Here is an 18,343-nt window from a genome sequence, read left to right on the forward strand (position 1 = left end):
TACAGCATGCTTAAAAGAATTAGCACTGGTGACAAGGTCGTGCTTGTCTTGATCTATACATTTCTTACTTTATTGGCCTTCTCAGCACTTTATCCATTCTGGAATGCTGTGGCCGTATCCTTTAACCAAGGGGTAGACACCGCTAAAGGCGGGATTACCTTCTGGCCTCGAGAATTCACACTGGAGAATTACAAAATTATATTGGATGATGACCGATTGGCTAATGGATTCTTTATATCCATTAGCCGGACCATAGTCGGAACCATAACGTCAATATTTATGACCGCCCTTTTGGCATTCGGAATGACTCGTAACTATTTGATTGGTCGGAACTTTTATATGGTGTTCTTTGTATTCACCATGTACTTTGCTGGGGGATTGATTCCGTCTTATCTCCTGATCCGTTCGCTTGGTATGATGAACTCTTTCTGGGTGTTTATTATTCCATCCCTGATTAGCGTGTGGAACATGATTATATTCCGAACCTTCTTTAAAGGTCTCCCTGTTGGATTGGAAGAGTCCGCTAGTATTGATGGCTGCAGCAACTGGGGAATGTTCTTCCGGATTATACTTCCGCTGTCCGGTCCGGTAATTGCAACCTTGGCATTGTTCACAGCCGTAGGTCACTGGAATGACTGGTTCTTGCCTAGTATTTACATTACTAGTGATAACCTGCTGCCAATACAGACGATATTGCGGCAGACGCTAAATGCCAATATTGTAACGAATTCAAACTCAGTACTTGATAGCGCTTCTGCTATGTTAATGGAACGATCCAAACAGATCACCTCCAAATCACTCACAATGGCGATGATGATTGTAGTGACACTGCCAATTGTTCTTGTATATCCTTTTGTGCAAAAGTACTTTGTTAAAGGTGTGCTTGTAGGCTCACTGAAAGAGTAGTTTTGGGAACGGTTTAAGGCGAACAGCTTTGAACATATATATTTTTAGAATGAGAGGGGTTAAGTAAATGAGAAAGACAAGAAAGTCTTTGCTGTTGATGGTATCTTTGATTTTCGTACTGGCCACAGCTCTGGCAGGATGCGGCGGCGGCAAAACAGCTGATCCGGCTCCGGCACCAGCACCAGTAGAAAACAACGGTGGCGATAAGACAGAGCCGCCAGCAGAAAACGCTGCTGAAGACAAGTGGGTACTTGGTGAGAAGCCGCTTCAGTTTTCAGCTTATGCTCACTATGAAGGCATTGACTTCCCTAAGTGGGAAAGCGTTCCACTTGGTAAGTATTTAAGTGATGAGAAGCAAGTGAAAATTGATGTAATCGCAGCTAATGGAGCACATAAGCAAAAGCTGAGTGCAATGATTGCATCTGATGATCTGCCTGATATGATCTGGACAGACCGTGACGATCCAATGATTCTAAGCCTTCAAAAAGAAGGTAAGCTGGTTGCATTCGATCCTTGGTTAGATAAATATCCTAACCTGAAAACATGGATGGGCGATCTGGATCTGCTCCGTGCTGACGACGGAAAGATTTACAGATTCCCTAACTGGTACTCATCCAATCCTTATGGTACTGCAGGTTATGTTGTTAACAAGAAAATTTACGATGAGTTAGGTCAGCCACCACTTGAAACAACTGACGATTTGTATAACTACTTGAAGATGGTTAAAGACAAATACGGTGATTCCATTGTTCCATTCGAACCTCACCGTGCGCAGGATAGACAAGGACTTGGGTTGTTGTATACGGCATTTGGAGAGCAAGTAAGCTATTCGAACTTGAAAGCAAATATGCTTGCTGTTCCAAAGGATGGCAAACTGACTCCGTTGCTTACAGATCCAACATTCCGTGAAGCTCAGAAATATATCGCTAAGCTCTACAGAGAGAAACTTATCTCTCAAGATGCATTTAGCCAAACTGAAGATATGGTTAAAGAAAAAGTTATGACAGGTCGAGTGGCTGTATTTGCAGGATCAAGCCCGACTGATATCGCATCAAAAGCACAGATCGAATTAACGAAAGAAGATCCAAATGGCGGTTATTTCATGATCTGGCCTATCCATAAACCAGGACTGGATAAGAACAAGATTACTGCCGGTACTTATACAAGCTTTGGATGGAACGCTGCCCATATTACTACAGCAGCCGAAGATCCAGAGGCAATCTTCGCATTCCTTGACTGGATGACAAGTCCAGAAGGTATGAACGTTCAATTCTTCGGTCCAGAAGGTAAGAACTGGAAGGGATTCGATGAGAATGGCCAACCAAACTTTACGGATACTTATGATAGAGAAGAAGTAACAAAAATCTCATCCGAGAATAGCCCATGGCAGCTCGTAGGTAATACGAGTTACATTGACCCTGCTAAGTGGAAGTATATGTCTACCCTTCCTCCTGAAGAGCAGCAGTGGGAAGTGCGTTACCAGCAAACGATTACTTGGCCGACACAATTAAACATCACTGAATTTGTTGGTCTTGATGCTCCTCCAAACTCAGATGAAGATATTATCGGTAAATCCGTGGATGAATTGTTCCTCGAAATTTATGCTAACTCCGTTATGGCGAAGAGTGATGAAGAAGTAGATCAAATTCTTGATCAAGGAAACCAAAGTTTGATGGATCTGGGTTACCAGCAGCTTCTTGATTACCGTACAGCTAAATGGCAGGCAAATCTCGAGAAACAGAAAAAATAATCTTTAATCAACAATTGTAATGAATCATCCCAATGAGTCCCTCGGGCTCTTTGGGATGATTCTGTTTTAGTATCTATTACCCTTATTTATGTATCCATTAGATCATTATGTATAGTATGATATGAGTATGAAAATAAGGGCAATTTTTACAACTGGCTAGGGGGATTACCATGTACAAGGTGCTGCTCGTAGATGATGAGGAACTAGATTTGGAAGGTATGAAGAGGTTCATTCCTTGGGTTGATCTGGGCATGGAAGTAGTAGATGGTATGAATAATGCATTATCGGCTTGTGAGATCATTAAGAATAAGGACATTGATATTCTAGTCAGCGACGTTAACATGCCCTATATGTCCGGTCTTGAGCTTGCACGTATTGCATTAGAACATAAACCGAATATACGTATTATATTTGTCAGTGGATATCAGGAATTTAGTTATGTACAGGAAGCGTTGTCTCTCAAGGCTTATAGTTATGTGCTGAAGCCAATGAACGATAAAGAACTGATCTCGTCATTACTTAAGGTGAAACGGGATCTTGATGATGAGTTGAAGCATCGCGAAGTGGAGATGGCATACCAAGAGATGATTCCAATCGTCAAAAGTGATTTTCTCATACGACTGCTTGAACGTGAGGAGTCCGAAGAATCGTTGGCAAAGATGAGTATTTCATATGAATTTGATCAATTGAATTGGCCGATTCGCGTGGCTGTTATGGAGCTAGATAATCTATCATGGCGTCAAGCAGGGAGTCTAACTACTCAGAAGGAATTGGCGAGAAACTTCATGCAGCATATTCAACAGGCGATCGCGGATATGGGCATGATCCCTTATTGCAAGCTATCTTCACAGCGAGTGGCGATTCTGCTGGAAGACAGTAATTTCAATGAAGTGATAGATTCGCTAATGGATAGCGTTCAACAGCAGTTAACAACGTCTATGACAACAGGTATTGGTGAGCCCGTATACACGCTGGATCAGCTGCAATTGTCTTATAGACAAGCAGTGGAGGCTGTTGAAGGCAAGATGTTTTTGGGCAAGGGAAATGTGATCAAGTACGAAGACGTTAGTACGGAGCCTGGCATGCTTGATGCCAAGATGCTGGATGAACGCATGAACACATTATTAAAGGCTATGGAGGAATATGAACTAGTCCAAATCTGTGATGAGCTGGAGAAATTATTCGGTTCCATACGGAATTTGCGCTCCCGATTTACTGTGCATAATATGTCGAATTATATTATATGGAAGCTCGAACAATATTTAAGCAGCCGTAATGAAGACTTGTTTGAACTGTTAGGCATGGAAATCCATCATTTAGATATATTGATGCAATTCGAAACCGTTAGTGATATTCGTTCTTGGTTCATTCAGCGCATATTCGAAATTTCCGAAAGATTATACGAGAAATCCAATTCTCGGGACGGTAAATTTATTCGTAGTGTGATTGAAACGATGAAGGAACGTATGAGTGAGAATATAACGATAAAGGATATTGCGCAGCATTTTTCTTTTTCGCCGAGTCATATAGGGTTTTTAATCAAAGAGAGGTCCGGAAGCACCTTTAATGAACTGCTTGTCCAGCTGCGTATGGAAAAAGCATGTGAATTATTGAAACAGCCTGGTCTCAAAATCTATGAAGTCGCTGACCAGGTTGGCTATCGCTACCTCCCATATTTCAGTAGGCAGTTCAAAGAGAAGTTTTCCATGACACCTATGGAATACCGAAAGCGAGAATTAGGATGAATAATAGCTGGATCCCATCATCCAGAGGCACTCGGAAGAAGCTGGGGTATATACCTATTGGCTACAAGCTGATGCTAACGTTTACGATATTTATACTAATATTGGTATTCGTAAACTTCTATATTTCTCAGTCTATTTACGATGAAATGATGCGCAAACAGACACGGGTCAACATCCAGGGAACACTTAAGCAGATCCGAGATAACGTAGCTTACAAAGTAGATGATATCGTTCAGACTTCAGCAACACTGTATGACGATACTACATTTATACAAAGCTTGCGCCGGGAATTAACGGGGACGGATAATTATAACCGTATGAAAAAAGTAATCCTCCCGAAGCTGGAGAGTGCTTCGAAGGCAGTTGGCCTTAATTTGCGGTTATCTGTTTATTTTCACAATCCGACAATATATCCGAAGTATAATGATTGGGATAGCGAAAAAAAAGAGGATTTCAACTTGCAAACCTATGATATATACCATATGTCTCGGATATCAGGAAAGTTCTGGTATTTCACCATGCCGGAAGAACGATATAATACTACGATGCTGTGGAGACAGGTAGAAGAGGATGAGCGGGATGGGCGGATTTCCATGATACGACGTATCGTGGATATGCAGAATCCACTCGAAATCAAAGAAGTAGGAATCATGCGCTTCAGTGTCCGCTTGTCTCAGCTGTTCGATAGCGTGGATTACACAAGGCTTGGAGATGGCAGCCGGTTATCCGTGCTGGACCCTTATGGAAATGTAGTGTTTACGTCAAGCGATTCTTTTGTTGAAGACAATATGGGAACTGGCGACCAGAAGAGCAAGAATACTGCCGTGGCTACATATGATAAGCGGAATTACTTGACCATCGAGGAAGATTTGCCGCAGAAGAACTGGAAGATCGTTGCGGAAGTACCGCTTACCATTATTGAACAGGAAGCGAAGAGGGTACAAACCTTATTTATTATTATCTGTTTTATCTGTGTGGTCATTTTTACGTATGCGGGATATAAGATTTCTCAATCCTTCTCCAAGCGGATTATGAAGATCGTAGGCGTACTCAATGCCTTCCGGGAGGGAGATTTGCATAAACGGATCACCTATCGGGGAAAAGGTGAATTCCCTCAAATTGCGGATGCTTTGAATGCGATGGGAGAGGATATCGAAGCATTAATCAAAAAGGTATATTTGACTCAGCTCGAAAAGAAGGAAGCAGAGCTGGAGATGCTGCAAACGCAGATTAATCCTCATTTTTTATACAATACATTATCCTCCATTAACCAGCTTGCTAAGTTTGGAGAGACGGAGAAACTGCAGGATATGGTTGTTCAATTGGCGCAATTTTATCGGCTCACCTTAAATTCAGGAAAGATTTTGATTCCGATCGCGTCAGAGATTGAGCAGGCCAGCGCCTATCTGGATATCCAGAAGGTGAAGTACGGTCAGCGTATGGAAGTCACGTTTGATATCGATCCGGATATATGGCCTTATGAAACCCTTAAGCTGATTTTGCAGCCATTTATTGAGAATGTGCTGAAGCATGCTTGGAGCGGAGATCGCATTCATATCAGGGTTTCGGTGAATAAAGAAGGCGATGATATTCTGTATCGCATCATTGATGATGGCCTGGGGATGAAGCAGGAGCGAATTGATGAGATATTTGATCCTAAAGATCGTAGCCATATGGGCTGTGGCATTCGTAATATTGACCAGCGGGTAAAGCTCCATTATGGAGATATCTACGGAGTCTCCATCTACAGCCGAATAGGGATCGGTACCACCGTGCAAATTCGTATTCCAGCAAGAAGAAGAAAGATATCCGGGTGATATGGGGCTGCAGGGAAAGATATGGAATGGCCTGGAACTTCCCATAGCTCGGTAAGGTGAAGCGTCACTGAAAGTGCTTGCTTCGAGAAGGCCAATTGAGCGATACTATTAGGAGAGATCCTGACTGTATTTTTCAAGTGCGAACAAGTAGAAACGCTTTTTCGTCAAGTCACAGTGACGAGAAAGTCGTTTCTATTTTCTTTGTCATGCCTATTGATTGATGCCGGGTATAAGGTTCTTTCGTAGAAACGGGTGCCGTTCCAGTCGGTACGAGTCACCGTTTCTTCTTCATTCTGCGAGATACGGGAGAGACAGATGAAATTTTTACAACAGTATCCTAAGGAAGTAAGGGCTTTTCTCATCGCGAGTCTTGTAAACTCTGCCGGCGGTTCCCTGATGTGGCCGCTGACAACGATGTATGTATTTGATGAACTCGGTCGAAGTATGCAGGATGCAGGGCTCGTGATTCTACTCCAATCCATGGGAGGCATAGCAGGTCAGCTGCTTGGCGGTGCCATGTATCACCGTATTGGTGTCAAAAGATTAATTGTAGGCTCGCTAGTGCTGAATGCACTCGGGCTGTTTTCGCTGCCGTTTATCCATGGCTTCTGGCCGCTTCTCCTCCCGATGATGCTATTTATCGGGTTCTGTAATGCGATATCATTGCCGGCAATCCAGGCATTTATCGGCTTTCGCTTTGCTGACCGTCGCGGAGAACTCTTCAATGTCATATATGTGGCCAACAACATCGGAATTGCACTCGGAACCGCAATGAGTGGATTTCTGGCCGAAATCTCCTATCATTTAAGCTTCGTGGCTAACGGAATGACATCGCTTGGGTTTGCCGTATTCTTCTGGATTTACTTAATGCGCCTCGAAGGAGGAGAGGGAGAGCTGACAGGTCAACATCCAAAGGTAAAGAATCCCTTGCCAGCCGGTCCAGGTGCATGGGCTCTCTTGGCTAATATTCGGATCTATCTATTCATGGGTCTGGGATCTCTGTTTATGTGGTTCGGTGTTTCGGTATGGAATACTGGAGTATCACCGCATATCATTTCCGAAGGCATGTCCAAGGCCGCCTTTAGCTATTTATGGACGCTGAATGGAATCTTGATCTTTGTTGCTCAGCCTCTGACGACACTAATCAAACGATGGTTCGCTCGTACGGAGACAGCTCAGATGACGATCAGTGCGCTATTTTATACAGGTGCTTACATGATCATTGTGTTGATGAATAATTACCCTGGCTTTATGCTCGGCATGGTGCTGGCGACGCTTGGAGAAATGCTGGTCTCACCGGCCATTCCGGCGTTTATCGCAGACCGTACAGGCAATAATGCGCCGTTCTATATTGGCGTAGCAGGAGGAATGGGTGCCGCCGGGAGGGTAATCGGGCCTTATGCTATGGGAACGCTATACGATGGCGGGGGATTGACGCCTGTCGCTTGGCTCGCTGTAGGTATAGCGGTCATGTCATTCTTCTCATTTATGGTACATGCCAGACTGAACAAGAATTTCCCTGGTGTATTACAGCAATCCCAGCAGGAATAAAACATCACGTTTAACAGATAGATTGTGTTATGAGTAAGGGAATATATCGAGAGAACTAAGCAGCAGGCATGTTTCATGCCTGCTGCTTTTTTGTTATATGCCCATACAAAAATACAATATACCCCAATTTTATACCGAATAAAAAAATTAAAAAAGAATATTGAAATCGCTCTCAGAGGAAGCTATAATAAACGTGTCGAAACGTTTCAAATTAGAGTGAGATTTTCTAAGATACCAAGCAAGCAATCCTCTTCATAACAGTTCGCATTAAAAAATTTACACGTAGAGATAACATGTGAATTGGCGATATAGGGGGAATACTGAAGTAAAAGGATGTTAGAGGTAGTAATTATCAGACGTCTTTATTTTTTCGATTAAATTCGAAACGTTTCGAAGTAAGTGCTTTCAATTTGGATGTTGCATTACGTTTTACATGAGGTAAATATTGAGAACGGGGTGATTGTAGGATGAGAAGAAAAACATGGTTATGGATGTTGGCAACATTAATGGTGTTCTCGGCCGTATTAGCTGGCTGCTCGGGCGGTTCTGAGAAAGCAGATGAAGGCAGCAAGGGCAAGCAGGAATTGAAAGTATGGTTGATGGGTGACGAGACGGACGAAACGCTAATCAAACAATATGAAGAGAAGAATCCTGGTGTGAAGGTAAGCGTTCAATCGATTCCTTGGGGAAGCGCTCATGACAAGCTGTTGACAGCGGTTGCTTCAAAGAGTGGTCCGGATGTCGTACAGATGGGCACCACCTGGATTCCTGAATTCGCGCAAGCCGGCGCTTTGCTTGACCTGACGCCGTATCTTGACCAGTATCCGAATTTGAAGCCGGAGAATTACTTTGACGGTGCTGTTCAAACGATGAGCTATGACGACAAGATTGTCGGCATTCCATGGTACGTGGAAACACGCGTCTTGTTCTATCGTACCGATATTCTAGCTGATGTAGGCTATCCTGAAGGCCCTAAGACTTGGGATGATATGAAGGATGCTGGCCAGAAGTTGGCTGCGAGAGGAAACGGTAATTATGCGATTACCATCGATGCTAAGGATATGAACTACTTGTCCATGTTTGCTTGGCAAAATGGAAGCGCTATGATCGACGAGAACCGGGAGCCTCATTTTAACGAGCCGGAATTTATGGGAGCCATGGAGTATCTGAAGAGCTTCTACGATACAGGCATGACGCCGCTCGCAAGTGATCTGGACCTGTTTGCCGCATTTAAGGACGGACAATTCCCGATGTTTATCAGCGGTCCTTGGATGATCCAAGGTGTGAAAGATAAAGCGCCTGAAATTGAGGGTAAATGGGCAACCACAACCCTTCCTGCAAAAGAAACGAATACTTCTTTCCTTGGCGGTGCCAACATGTCCGTATTTAGCAGCACCAAGAATGCCGATGAAGCGGTTAAATTCATTTCCTTTATGAGCGAACAAGACTCACAGTTGACGAACTACGATGTGTCCAAGAACCTGCCTGCCATTAAGAGTGCATGGGAAGACAAACGATTTGAAGATCCAATCTTCGCTACGTTTGGAAAACAACTGGAGCATGCTCAGCCTGTTCCATTCATCAAAGAGTGGGATGCTATCTCGCAAGAGGCGATTGGTGCATTTGAAAGAATTACGGTCGGCGGTGCTGACATCAAGACCGAGATGGACCAATTGAATGCGAAAGCGACAGAGATACTATCCAAATAATATAAGTTTGTAATTCAGCCCGGCTTGTTTCTTCAGATGATGATGAAACAAGCCTGACTGCTTCCAATGCCAACCCATTTTTGCAGGAGGTGAATGACTTTGCAGAACTTTATCAAGCGTTTTAACCGCTATAAGTATCCTTATATGTTTATTGCGCCTGCGCTGCTATTGCTTCTGACGTTCTCGATCATTCCGATCATCATTGCGCTTGTTATCAGTTTCACGAATATCGACCTGGCGGGTCTCGCCAATTATTCCAATATTGAAGCCGTTGGCTTTGATAACTTCATGAATGTATTTAAGGATCCAGTTTTCCTGAAATCTCTGTATAATACAATGTTCTATGTTATTATCGGAGTTCCGCTAGTTGTGATGCTTGCCATGGGCGCTGCATTGCTGCTTAACTATGGCACGGGATGGCTGTTTAAGACCTTCCGCGTTGTTTATTATATGCCTTCCATTACGAATATTGTGGCGGTCGCAGTTGTATGGGGTTACCTGTATAACAGCCATTACGGCCTCTTTAACCATATGCTATCCTGGTTTGGCATTCCTGCACAGCAGTGGTTGAATGACCCTACCTTAGCCAAGTTATCTCTGATCCTTCTGGCTGTATGGAAATCAATTGGTCTGAACATGATTATTTTTCTTGCGGCGCTGCAGGGTATTCCGCGTTCTTATTATGAGGCGGCTGAAATCGATGGTGCGAGCAAGTGGAAAAAGCTTATCTACATCACCGTTCCGCTGCTTAGCTTTGCGACCTTCTTTGTCACCATCACGACGCTGATCGGTTGGATTCAATTCTTCGAAGAGCCGCTGGTTATGACAAAGGGCGGACCGCTGAATTCCACCATGTCGATGGCCCTCTTTATTTATAACAATGGCTTCCAGCTCAGTAATTTCGGTTATGCCGCTGCAGGATCGTTTGTACTCTTCTTCATTATTATTGTGGTAACGATCGTACAATTCGCAGTCAAGAGAAAAGATGTCGAGTATTAAGACTCAGGCGATATTCCGTATCATAGCTGAAGGAGGCTTTAGAGTATGGCAGCTAAAAGAATCGAGAAAACACTTATGACGGTGCTGCTCATTGCAGGAGGACTGCTGATGATGATTCCGTTTATATGGATGATCACGTCCTCATTCAAGCCGGAAAATGAATTTACGGCGGTTCCGCCGACGTTATTACCGAAAGAATTTACCCTCAAAAACTATGTAGATCTATTTACGAAGCTGGACTTTATCGTATATCTCAAGAATACGCTCATTATTGTGTTCTGGTCATTTATTGGTCTGTTCCTTAATGCCCTTGCAGGGTATGCATTCGCCAAGTTCGAGTTTCCGGGCAGCAAAAAACTGTTCTATCTCGTGCTGGCGACCATGATGATCCCGGGCCAGGTGACGATGATTCCGGTTTATCTGCTGATTAATGCCATGGGTTTAACCAATACGATGGCAGGGATCGTACTGCCGGGGTTGGTCGGTGCATTTGGTATTTTTCTGTTCCGTCAGTTCATGTCCACGATTCCAACAGATTTAATGGAGGCATCAAGGCTGGATGGAGCGGGGGAACTCAGAATTTTCTTCCGTTTGATCGTTCCGATCACAAAACCGGTATTTGCGGTTCAAGGGATTTTAGCTTTCATCGGCGCCTGGAACAGCTTCCTGTGGCCGCTTATTATGGCGAATGACCAAAAGCTGTATACACTCTCGGTGGGTCTGCAGCTATTGAAGGGACAGCATGGATCCGATTTTGGCTTGCAGATGGCAGGTGCGGCATTTATGGTAGTTCCGATTATTATCGTATTTTCTTTCTTCCAAAAACATATTATTGAAGGATATACGATCTCTGGCATGAAATAAGATAGATAGAGTTTTATAGTAGTAGAAGGAGCGAAAGGGAAATGGCAACGATAAAAGATGTGGCAAAGCTCGCTGGTGTCGCCTTATCAACGGCTTCATATGCGTTAAGTGGCGACAGCAGAGTGAGTTCCAAGACAAGATCAAAGGTGCTCGAGGCAGCAAGGCAGTTGAATTATCGGAAGAACGGATTTGCCATGGATTTGAAGCGGAGCCGCACCAACACAATCGCTCTTATTCTGACGGATCTATCCGGTCCTTATTATTCCGAGCTGATTCGAAGTGTACAGGAAGTGGCTTTAACAAATGGGTATGATCTGATCGCCTGCAGCTCAATGGGCGGCAGGGATTCAACTGCGGTCAAATTTCTGCGGGAAAAAAGAGCCGACGGTGCGATCATCCTCGCACCTAATATCCGCGATGAAGTTCTGATCGAGACTTCCGGTCCTCAGTTTCCGATTGTGATCATGGATCGGCCGTTGTGCAGTGAATATTTGGTCAATGTACTGGTCGATGGGGAACAAGGAGGGTACACGGCGACCCGATATCTGATTGAGAATGGTCACCGGCAAGTGGCTTATATTAGCGGTTCCGCGGATTCTTACGATAACCATTTGCGTTATCAGGGGTATCTACGGGCGCTCGCGGAGGCTGGGCTGGAAGAACAGTCGAAATGGCGTCTAAGGGGCAACTTTGTTCGCGAGGGCGGCTACAATGCCACCAAGATGATGATTATGCAGGGGGCGCTCCCATCGGCGGTGTTTTACGGCAACGATGAGATGGCTATCGGTGGATTGAAGGCGTTCGAGGAAAGCGGGATATCGGTGCCGGGTGATGTATCGGTTATCGGGTATGATGATATACAATTAGCCGAATACGTGAATCCGCCGCTGACGACCATCAGGCAGCCTAAGAGCGAAGCGGGATCACTTGCAGCGCATTTGCTGTTTCAGATCTTGAGTGGCGAGTCTGTAAAGCAGTCTTACATGCTGACGACGGAAATGATGGAACGTGCTTCCGCGGGAAAGAGCAAAGTAGAGAATTAAAGAACCGGATCGGAGATGAGGGGCTTGGCATGGATCACATGTGATTTTTATTCCGAAACGCTGGAACTGTCTACCGGCATTGAGGTTTTTTTACCACAAGCTACGCTGATGACATCAGGCTCTTCTTCGAGGCTGCCGGTGCTTTATTTACTTCATGGCAGAGGTGCGGATCAGACGGAATGGATGCGCAGGTCATCCATAGAACGGTACGCCGAGAATAAAGGCATCGCCCTGGTGATGCCGGGAGTGGGACGAAGCTATTATATGGACATGGCTAACGGCCCGTCTTACTTTACCTTCCTCAGTGAAGAGCTTCCGCAGCTGGTTCAATCGTTCTTCCCGGTATCCAGGCGCAGGGAAGATACCTTTGTCGCCGGAATTTCGATGGGCGGGTATGGTGCGTTTAAGCTGGTCCTGACTTATCCGGAGCGTTATGCGGCGGGCGCAAGCCTGTCGGGAGGGCTGGATCTTGCCAGCCGTGCTGCAGGCCGGGGATTTCAGGAGGCCGAAATCCGCACTCTATTCGGAAGCGTCGACCGCTTGCAGGGAAGCCGGGACGATTTGCTGTACTTAGCTTCGGAATTTGCGGCATATCAGGGTGAGAAACCAGTGCTGTATCAGTGCTGCGGGACAGAAGATTTTCTGTATAAAGATAATCAGACCTTTAGACAATGTGCGGACAGCTTGGGGATTCATATTACCTATGAGGAAGAACCAGGTGGTCATGAATGGGGATATTGGGACCGTAAAATTCAGCGTGTGCTGGATTGGCTGCCCTTGCCCTAATTTGCTGTCCCATTATATTGAAACGTTTCGAATTATAGCTGCCAGAAAGCGCTGATTTCTCTGTCATGAATCACTGGAATTTTTGTGAAAATACTTATAAGTCATATGATTAACAAGAGAGAATTAATCTTTTCAGAAATATAAAAACGTTTCGAATTAAAAATAAGAAGTGGCCAGTTTTAGCTTCAGACATAACACGACTCACATCATTATACAGAACAGGAAGTGAAACTTGTGACAGCCAATCATGTAACGAACGATGGAAAAGTTGTACTTCAGACGGGAGAATTGACGTTTTCCTTTTTGCCTAGCGGGGATCTTTATCAAGCTACTTATAGCACAACGATGATCAATCAGCTCCTCTCCAATCCGATTGACGGGGCGCTGAGTAACTTATTTCTGAGAATCCATACGGGTAGCGGCATCGAGGCCGTTCCTATGCTCGGAGTACATTCGGGCAGTGTGGTTACTTATGCGGATAACCGAATGCTGTGGGAAGGCCGGTTCAAAGGAGTGGATTATAAAGTACGGTTTACCCCGACGGATGTGGGGGCGTGGTTCTGGGACGTGGAGCTCCAGGGAAAGGGAATTGAAGCTGACGTTGTGTACGGTCAGGATATCGGAATTGCTCATCCCGGCGCCGTTCGAAGCAATGAAGCATATCTGTCCCAATATATCGACCATGCCGTGTTCCAGCAGGAGGATCGGGGTTATGTCGTGTGCTCCCGCCAAAATCAGCCGCAGGGAGGCGCATTCCCCTATCTTCAGCAAGGAGCGCTGACTTCTGCGGTCGGGTATGCAACAGATGGATTTCAGTTCTTTGGCCTTTCCTATAAGGAGACGAACCAGGCGGAAGGTTTGTTCAAGGAGAGCCTGCCGAATGAGGTATATCAATACGAGTTTGCCTATACGGCTCTGCAGTCCCCTCGCGTAATGCTAAACGGCTCGGCCCGGTTCGTATTTTACGGCCTATTTAAGGAGGATCATCCGGAAGCGGTCACGTCGCTGGAATTCCAGGATGAACTTCAGGCTGCGTGGCAGCAGGCCCAGGCTCGTCGCTTGATGGACTCAGGCCATTCGCTGCCCCGGATCGAGCGATCCGAGCATTTCGGGGAGCCTCTGCAGACATTGCCGCTGACGGAAGACGAGCTGAATGCTTTGTTCCCTGTACGCCGCCAAGAGGAGTGTGACGGAGAAGAGCTGCTTTCGTTCTTCACGGATACTTATGAGCATATCGTCATGAAGGAGAAGGAGCTTCGCGTCGAGCGTCCGCACGGCCATATCTTGATGAGCGGCAACAATGTGAAGTTGGGGAGTCCAGTCATCACGACAACCTCTTACATGTATGGCGTGTTTAATTCCCAGCTGGTAACAGGGAACACGAACTTCAACAAAATGATGAGTCATGCACGGAATGCATTAAATGTGCCGAAGACATCCGGACAGCGCATTTATGTGGAGATGGACGGAGCGTATCGTCTATTGACGATGCCATCTGTGTTTGAGATTGGCTTTAACTATGTGCGGTGGTACTACAAAACCGAAAGCGATATGCTGATCATCACCAACTTTACGTCAGCAACAGCGCAGGAGGTTACACTTCAAGTCCGTTCCGAGAGCGGAAGGTCTTATCGTTATCTGACCACCATGCAGATCACGATGGATGTCAACGAATATGAAGTGCCTTATCATATGGTTCAGGAAGACGATATCCTTACATTCCGTGCCGATTCGGCATCGCTCAGCGCTTCGGTGTACAAGGAACTGCATTACCGCCTTGGCGTAAAGGGAGCCGATATGCAGGTTATGGGCGAAACTTGCCTGGCAAGTAACACCGTACCTGGCAGTGCCTCCTTAACCGTACTTGAGCTTGGCGAGAGTGCGGAATGGACGATGACGGTACAAGGCTGTCTTGATGCAGTGGACGCCCCGCTTGCGTCGCGAGTAGCAGATGAGGAGATTGCAAGCTATCGCTCGTTCTACACATCCGTTATGAACGGCTTCCATTTGAGCCTGAAGAACGGACAGGACGACGACTTGTTCAAGGTGAATGCGCTGGCCTGGTGGTATACGCACAATATGCTCGTACATTATTCAGTACCGCATGGTCTGGAACAGTACGGCGGTGCCGCTTGGGGAACGCGTGATGTATGCCAGGGGCCCGCTGAATATTTCATGGCAACGCATAAATACGAGCAGGTTCGCGATATCCTGCTTGAGGTATATTCACATCAATATGCGGATGACGGAAACTGGCCGCAGTGGTTCATGTTTGATAAGTACGCCCACATCCAGCAGGAAGAGAGTCACGGCGACATTATCGTATGGCCGCTTAAAGTGCTGGGCGATTATCTGGCCGTTACACAGGACTACAGCATTCTCGAGTCGGCTGTACCTTACACGAGAAAGCACAGCTTCGATTTTACCGAGCAGACGTACACGTTGCTTGAGCATGTGAAGAAGCAAATCGCCTATATTCAGGATCATTTCCTCCACGGGACTCATTTATCTTCTTATGGAGACGGGGATTGGGATGATACGCTGCAACCGGCGAACGCACAGCTCAAGCAGTTCATGGTCAGCAGCTGGACGGTAGCTTTGACCTATCAGACCTTGAATCAATTCGCTCGTGTCATGGAGCGTGTCGATGCATCGATGTCCCAAACGATGGGAGATCTCGCATCAGGAATCCAGCAGGATTTCAATACGTATATTCTGAACTCCGAAGTCATACCTGGATTTGTCTATATGGAGAGCAAAGAGCAAAGTAAATTCCTGCTTCATCCGTCCGATCAGGAAACGGGAATTCAATACCGGCTGCTCCCGATGACGCGCAGCATGATCAGCGAGCTGCTGACCCCGGAGCAGGCGGCAAGCCATTATGAGATTATCCGCAAGCAGCTGTTCTGTCCGGACGGCGTGAGATTGATGAACCGTCCAGCTGTATATGCCGGCGGGGTGAGCACGCACTTTAAGCGGGCCGAGCAGGCGGCGAATTTTGGCCGGGAGATTGGCCTTCAGTACGTGCACGCACATATCCGCTATGTAGAGGCGATGGCCAAGCTTGGCAAGAGCAGCGAGGTTTGGAGTGGGCTTGAGCGTATCAACCCGATTGGCATCACTGAGGTCGTGCCGAATGCGGAGCTGCGCCAGAGCAATGCCTATTTCAGCAGCTCGGACGGGAAGTTTAATACCCGCTACGAAGCACAGGAGTCTTTTGATGCGCTGCGGGATGGTCGAGTGCCTGTCAAAGGGGGATGGCGGATATACTCCAGCGGGCCGGGGATCTACATGAATCAGTTGATTTCTAATGCCCTTGGTATACGCGAAGCGGAAGGAGACCTGGTTATTGACCCGGTTCTGCCGAAGACATTGGATGGCCTGGAGTTTAAATTCAACTATGCCGGAGTGCCAGTGACATTCATATATCATATCGATCACGCCGAGGGGACTCGTATCACAATTAACGGACAGGATGTGGCAGGGGATACCTTCGGGAACCGATACCGCACAGGTGGCGTTCGTATTGCCAAGGCAGATTTTCAGCGATTAGCTGCAGAAGGCGGAACTGATTGTGTAGTGGATATTTACTCCTTCATTCATGAATAATAAATCTTGACCCTTGGGCTTGTCTGCAAGAAGCAAACCTCTCTGATATAATAGAGGGAACGCTGATCAAAGCGAGGGATGGCGATGAAGACACGACAAGAGACATTGACCATTCGGTTCTCCGAGATGAAGGATGCTGCAGCACTCATGGCACTTGATGAACTGGTCTGGGATCGTAATACGGCCCCGGCCCCACTGGAGTGGACTTCAAGAGATCATTATCTTCTGCAATGTCCGCCGGGCACACAGCTCGTGGCGCTGCATGAAGGAGAGTTGTGCGGTTATGTTGGATTCCGGCTCCCTACAAGACTTCACAGTAATCGTCATGTGCTGGAGCTGAATATCGCGGTTCACCCTGACTATCAACGGCAGGGCATCGGACTGCGGCTGATGGCAGCCGCTAAGGATACCGCGCGCAGCAAAGGCATTTTGAAACTGAGGCTGCGGGTGCTGTCAAGCAATCCGGGTGCACTATCTTTTTACAGGTACTGCGGGTTTACGGAAGAGGGCAGACTGATTCAGGAGTTTTACGTGGATGGACGTTATGTTGATGATATCTTAATGTGCTGCTTTTTATCATAATCATGGTTGTGATACTGTGATTGGCCGGCTCGTTATTTTGCAAAAGAGCTCGAGTTATAGGGTCGAACAGTCCGGCAGCTTGCCGGGCTGTTTTTGTTGAAGAAAAACCTGTTCACTTGGCTTCTGGACAAGGGTATACCCGATTGCATATAGTAAGTGAAGTGAATATAGGGCGGAGGTTATGTTCATGACGATGAGGATTGTATCGCTGAATGTAGGAAAGCCGATAACGGTAGATTACCAGGGAAAGGACCTGTCTACGGGAATTTATAAGCAGCCTGTAAAGGGCTCCCTGTTTCTGGGCTCATTAAATTTTGAAGGGGATGGACAGGCCGATCTCGTTCATCACGGTGGTGTGGACAAGGCAGTGTGCGCCTATCCCGCCGAGCATTACCCCTACTGGGAAAGATCCCTGGACAAGCAGATGGAATATGCCGCATTTGGCGAAAATCTGACATTGCAAGGACTGCTGGAGGATCAGGTTTGCATCGGCGATGTATACCGGATAGGGGATGCGGTGGTACAGATCAGCCAGCCCCGGTATCCATGCTTTAAGCTGTCGCAAAAGCACGGGGTTAAGGATATGCCGGCAAGGGTGCTGAACACGGGCTACAGCGGTTTTTATTTCCGTGTGCTTGAAGAAGGGGAGGTTAGTGCGGATTCTCCAGTCACTCAGCTTGAATCCCATGCTTCCGGCATTACGGTTCTGGAAGTGCTTCGCATGATGAAGGACGGGCGGAAGGATGAACAGGGGCTGGTTCGCATGCTGGAAATCGACGTGCTGGCCTCAAGCGTAAAGTCGCAATTCAGTAAATGGCTGGAAGCTCTCCAAAGGAAACAGGAGTAAAAATGGCGGCTTTTAACATGCTCTAAGCCAAGATTAGATCATGCTCTAAGAATACATACAGACCATAAAAACCGGCTTGCGTCCTATTAATTGCAGGATACAAGCCGGTTTCTGTTGAGATTATAGGAATAATGC

General features: G+C 46.3%; 13 protein-coding genes. All 13 read left to right on the top strand.

From position 1 onward, the window contains the following. Nucleotides 1–6: 6 nt before the first annotated feature. The gene (locus ABEQ74_RS10330; protein ID WP_430122089.1) at nucleotides 7–906 is read left to right on the top strand and encodes a carbohydrate ABC transporter permease; all 900 of its coding nucleotides are present in this window, start codon (nucleotides 7–9) and stop codon (nucleotides 904–906) included. Nucleotides 907–973: 67 nt separating this feature from the next. Continuing rightward, complete coding sequence (locus ABEQ74_RS10335; protein WP_430122090.1) at nucleotides 974–2,656, top strand: extracellular solute-binding protein; 1,683 nt, start codon at nucleotides 974–976, stop codon at nucleotides 2,654–2,656. Nucleotides 2,657–2,826: 170 nt separating this feature from the next. Beyond that, nucleotides 2,827–4,401, top strand: coding sequence for a response regulator (locus ABEQ74_RS10340; RefSeq protein WP_430122091.1), 1,575 nt, complete (start codon nucleotides 2,827–2,829; stop codon nucleotides 4,399–4,401). Beyond that, nucleotides 4,398–6,218 (top strand): sensor histidine kinase, encoded by a 1,821-nt coding sequence (locus ABEQ74_RS10345; RefSeq protein WP_430122092.1) that lies wholly within the window; start codon nucleotides 4,398–4,400, stop codon nucleotides 6,216–6,218. The genes ABEQ74_RS10340 and ABEQ74_RS10345 overlap by 4 nt, the downstream gene beginning before the upstream one ends. 315 nt (nucleotides 6,219–6,533) lie before the next feature. After that, nucleotides 6,534–7,769, top strand: coding sequence for an MFS transporter (locus ABEQ74_RS10350; protein WP_430122093.1), 1,236 nt, complete (start codon nucleotides 6,534–6,536; stop codon nucleotides 7,767–7,769). A 467-nt stretch (nucleotides 7,770–8,236) separates the two neighbouring features. After that, nucleotides 8,237–9,478 (top strand): sugar ABC transporter substrate-binding protein, encoded by a 1,242-nt coding sequence (locus tag ABEQ74_RS10355; RefSeq protein WP_430122094.1) that lies wholly within the window; start codon nucleotides 8,237–8,239, stop codon nucleotides 9,476–9,478. 93 nt (nucleotides 9,479–9,571) lie between these two features. Beyond that, nucleotides 9,572–10,477 carry a carbohydrate ABC transporter permease gene (locus tag ABEQ74_RS10360; protein ID WP_430122095.1) on the top strand — a complete coding sequence of 302 codons (906 nt, stop codon included), beginning with the start codon at nucleotides 9,572–9,574 and terminating at the stop codon, nucleotides 10,475–10,477. A gap of 45 nt (nucleotides 10,478–10,522) precedes the next feature. Further along, nucleotides 10,523–11,341 (top strand): carbohydrate ABC transporter permease, encoded by an 819-nt coding sequence (locus ABEQ74_RS10365; protein ID WP_430122096.1) that lies wholly within the window; start codon nucleotides 10,523–10,525, stop codon nucleotides 11,339–11,341. 41 nt (nucleotides 11,342–11,382) lie between these two features. Continuing rightward, the gene (locus tag ABEQ74_RS10370; protein WP_430122097.1) at nucleotides 11,383–12,384 is read left to right on the top strand and encodes a LacI family DNA-binding transcriptional regulator; all 1,002 of its coding nucleotides are present in this window, start codon (nucleotides 11,383–11,385) and stop codon (nucleotides 12,382–12,384) included. 24 nt (nucleotides 12,385–12,408) lie between these two features. Beyond that, on the top strand, nucleotides 12,409–13,170 hold the full coding sequence (locus tag ABEQ74_RS10375) for an alpha/beta hydrolase (protein ID WP_430122098.1): 762 nt from the start codon (nucleotides 12,409–12,411) through the stop codon (nucleotides 13,168–13,170). A 234-nt stretch (nucleotides 13,171–13,404) separates the two neighbouring features. After that, entirely contained in the window at nucleotides 13,405–16,779 is a 3,375-nt protein-coding gene (locus tag ABEQ74_RS10380; RefSeq protein ID WP_430122099.1) for a GH36-type glycosyl hydrolase domain-containing protein, read from the top strand. An 84-nt stretch (nucleotides 16,780–16,863) separates the two neighbouring features. Next, a complete protein-coding gene (locus tag ABEQ74_RS10385; RefSeq protein WP_430122100.1) occupies nucleotides 16,864–17,361 on the top strand; it encodes an N-acetyltransferase family protein in 498 nt (165 codons plus the stop codon). Nucleotides 17,362–17,548: 187 nt separating this feature from the next. Beyond that, a complete protein-coding gene (locus ABEQ74_RS10390) occupies nucleotides 17,549–18,208 on the top strand; it encodes an MOSC domain-containing protein (RefSeq protein ID WP_430122101.1) in 660 nt (219 codons plus the stop codon). Nucleotides 18,209–18,343 lie beyond the last annotated feature (135 nt).

It is taken from the genome of Paenibacillus solani (assembly GCF_050475945.1).
GTDB classification, from domain to species: Bacteria; Bacillota; Bacilli; order Paenibacillales; family Paenibacillaceae; genus Paenibacillus_AQ; species Paenibacillus_AQ solani_A.

Coding starts and splice junctions, on each gene's coding strand:
- ABEQ74_RS10330 (WP_430122089.1), top strand. CDS start 7: ATGCTTAAAAGAATTAGCACTGGTGACAAGGTCGTGCTTGTCTTGATC.
- ABEQ74_RS10335 (WP_430122090.1), top strand. CDS start 974: ATGAGAAAGACAAGAAAGTCTTTGCTGTTGATGGTATCTTTGATTTTC.
- ABEQ74_RS10340 (WP_430122091.1), top strand. CDS start 2,827: ATGTACAAGGTGCTGCTCGTAGATGATGAGGAACTAGATTTGGAAGGT.
- ABEQ74_RS10345 (WP_430122092.1), top strand. CDS start 4,398: ATGAATAATAGCTGGATCCCATCATCCAGAGGCACTCGGAAGAAGCTG.
- ABEQ74_RS10350 (WP_430122093.1), top strand. CDS start 6,534: ATGAAATTTTTACAACAGTATCCTAAGGAAGTAAGGGCTTTTCTCATC.
- ABEQ74_RS10355 (WP_430122094.1), top strand. CDS start 8,237: ATGAGAAGAAAAACATGGTTATGGATGTTGGCAACATTAATGGTGTTC.
- ABEQ74_RS10360 (WP_430122095.1), top strand. CDS start 9,572: ATGACTTTGCAGAACTTTATCAAGCGTTTTAACCGCTATAAGTATCCT.
- ABEQ74_RS10365 (WP_430122096.1), top strand. CDS start 10,523: ATGGCAGCTAAAAGAATCGAGAAAACACTTATGACGGTGCTGCTCATT.
- ABEQ74_RS10370 (WP_430122097.1), top strand. CDS start 11,383: ATGGCAACGATAAAAGATGTGGCAAAGCTCGCTGGTGTCGCCTTATCA.
- ABEQ74_RS10385 (WP_430122100.1), top strand. CDS start 16,864: ATGAAGACACGACAAGAGACATTGACCATTCGGTTCTCCGAGATGAAG.
- ABEQ74_RS10390 (WP_430122101.1), top strand. CDS start 17,549: ATGACGATGAGGATTGTATCGCTGAATGTAGGAAAGCCGATAACGGTA.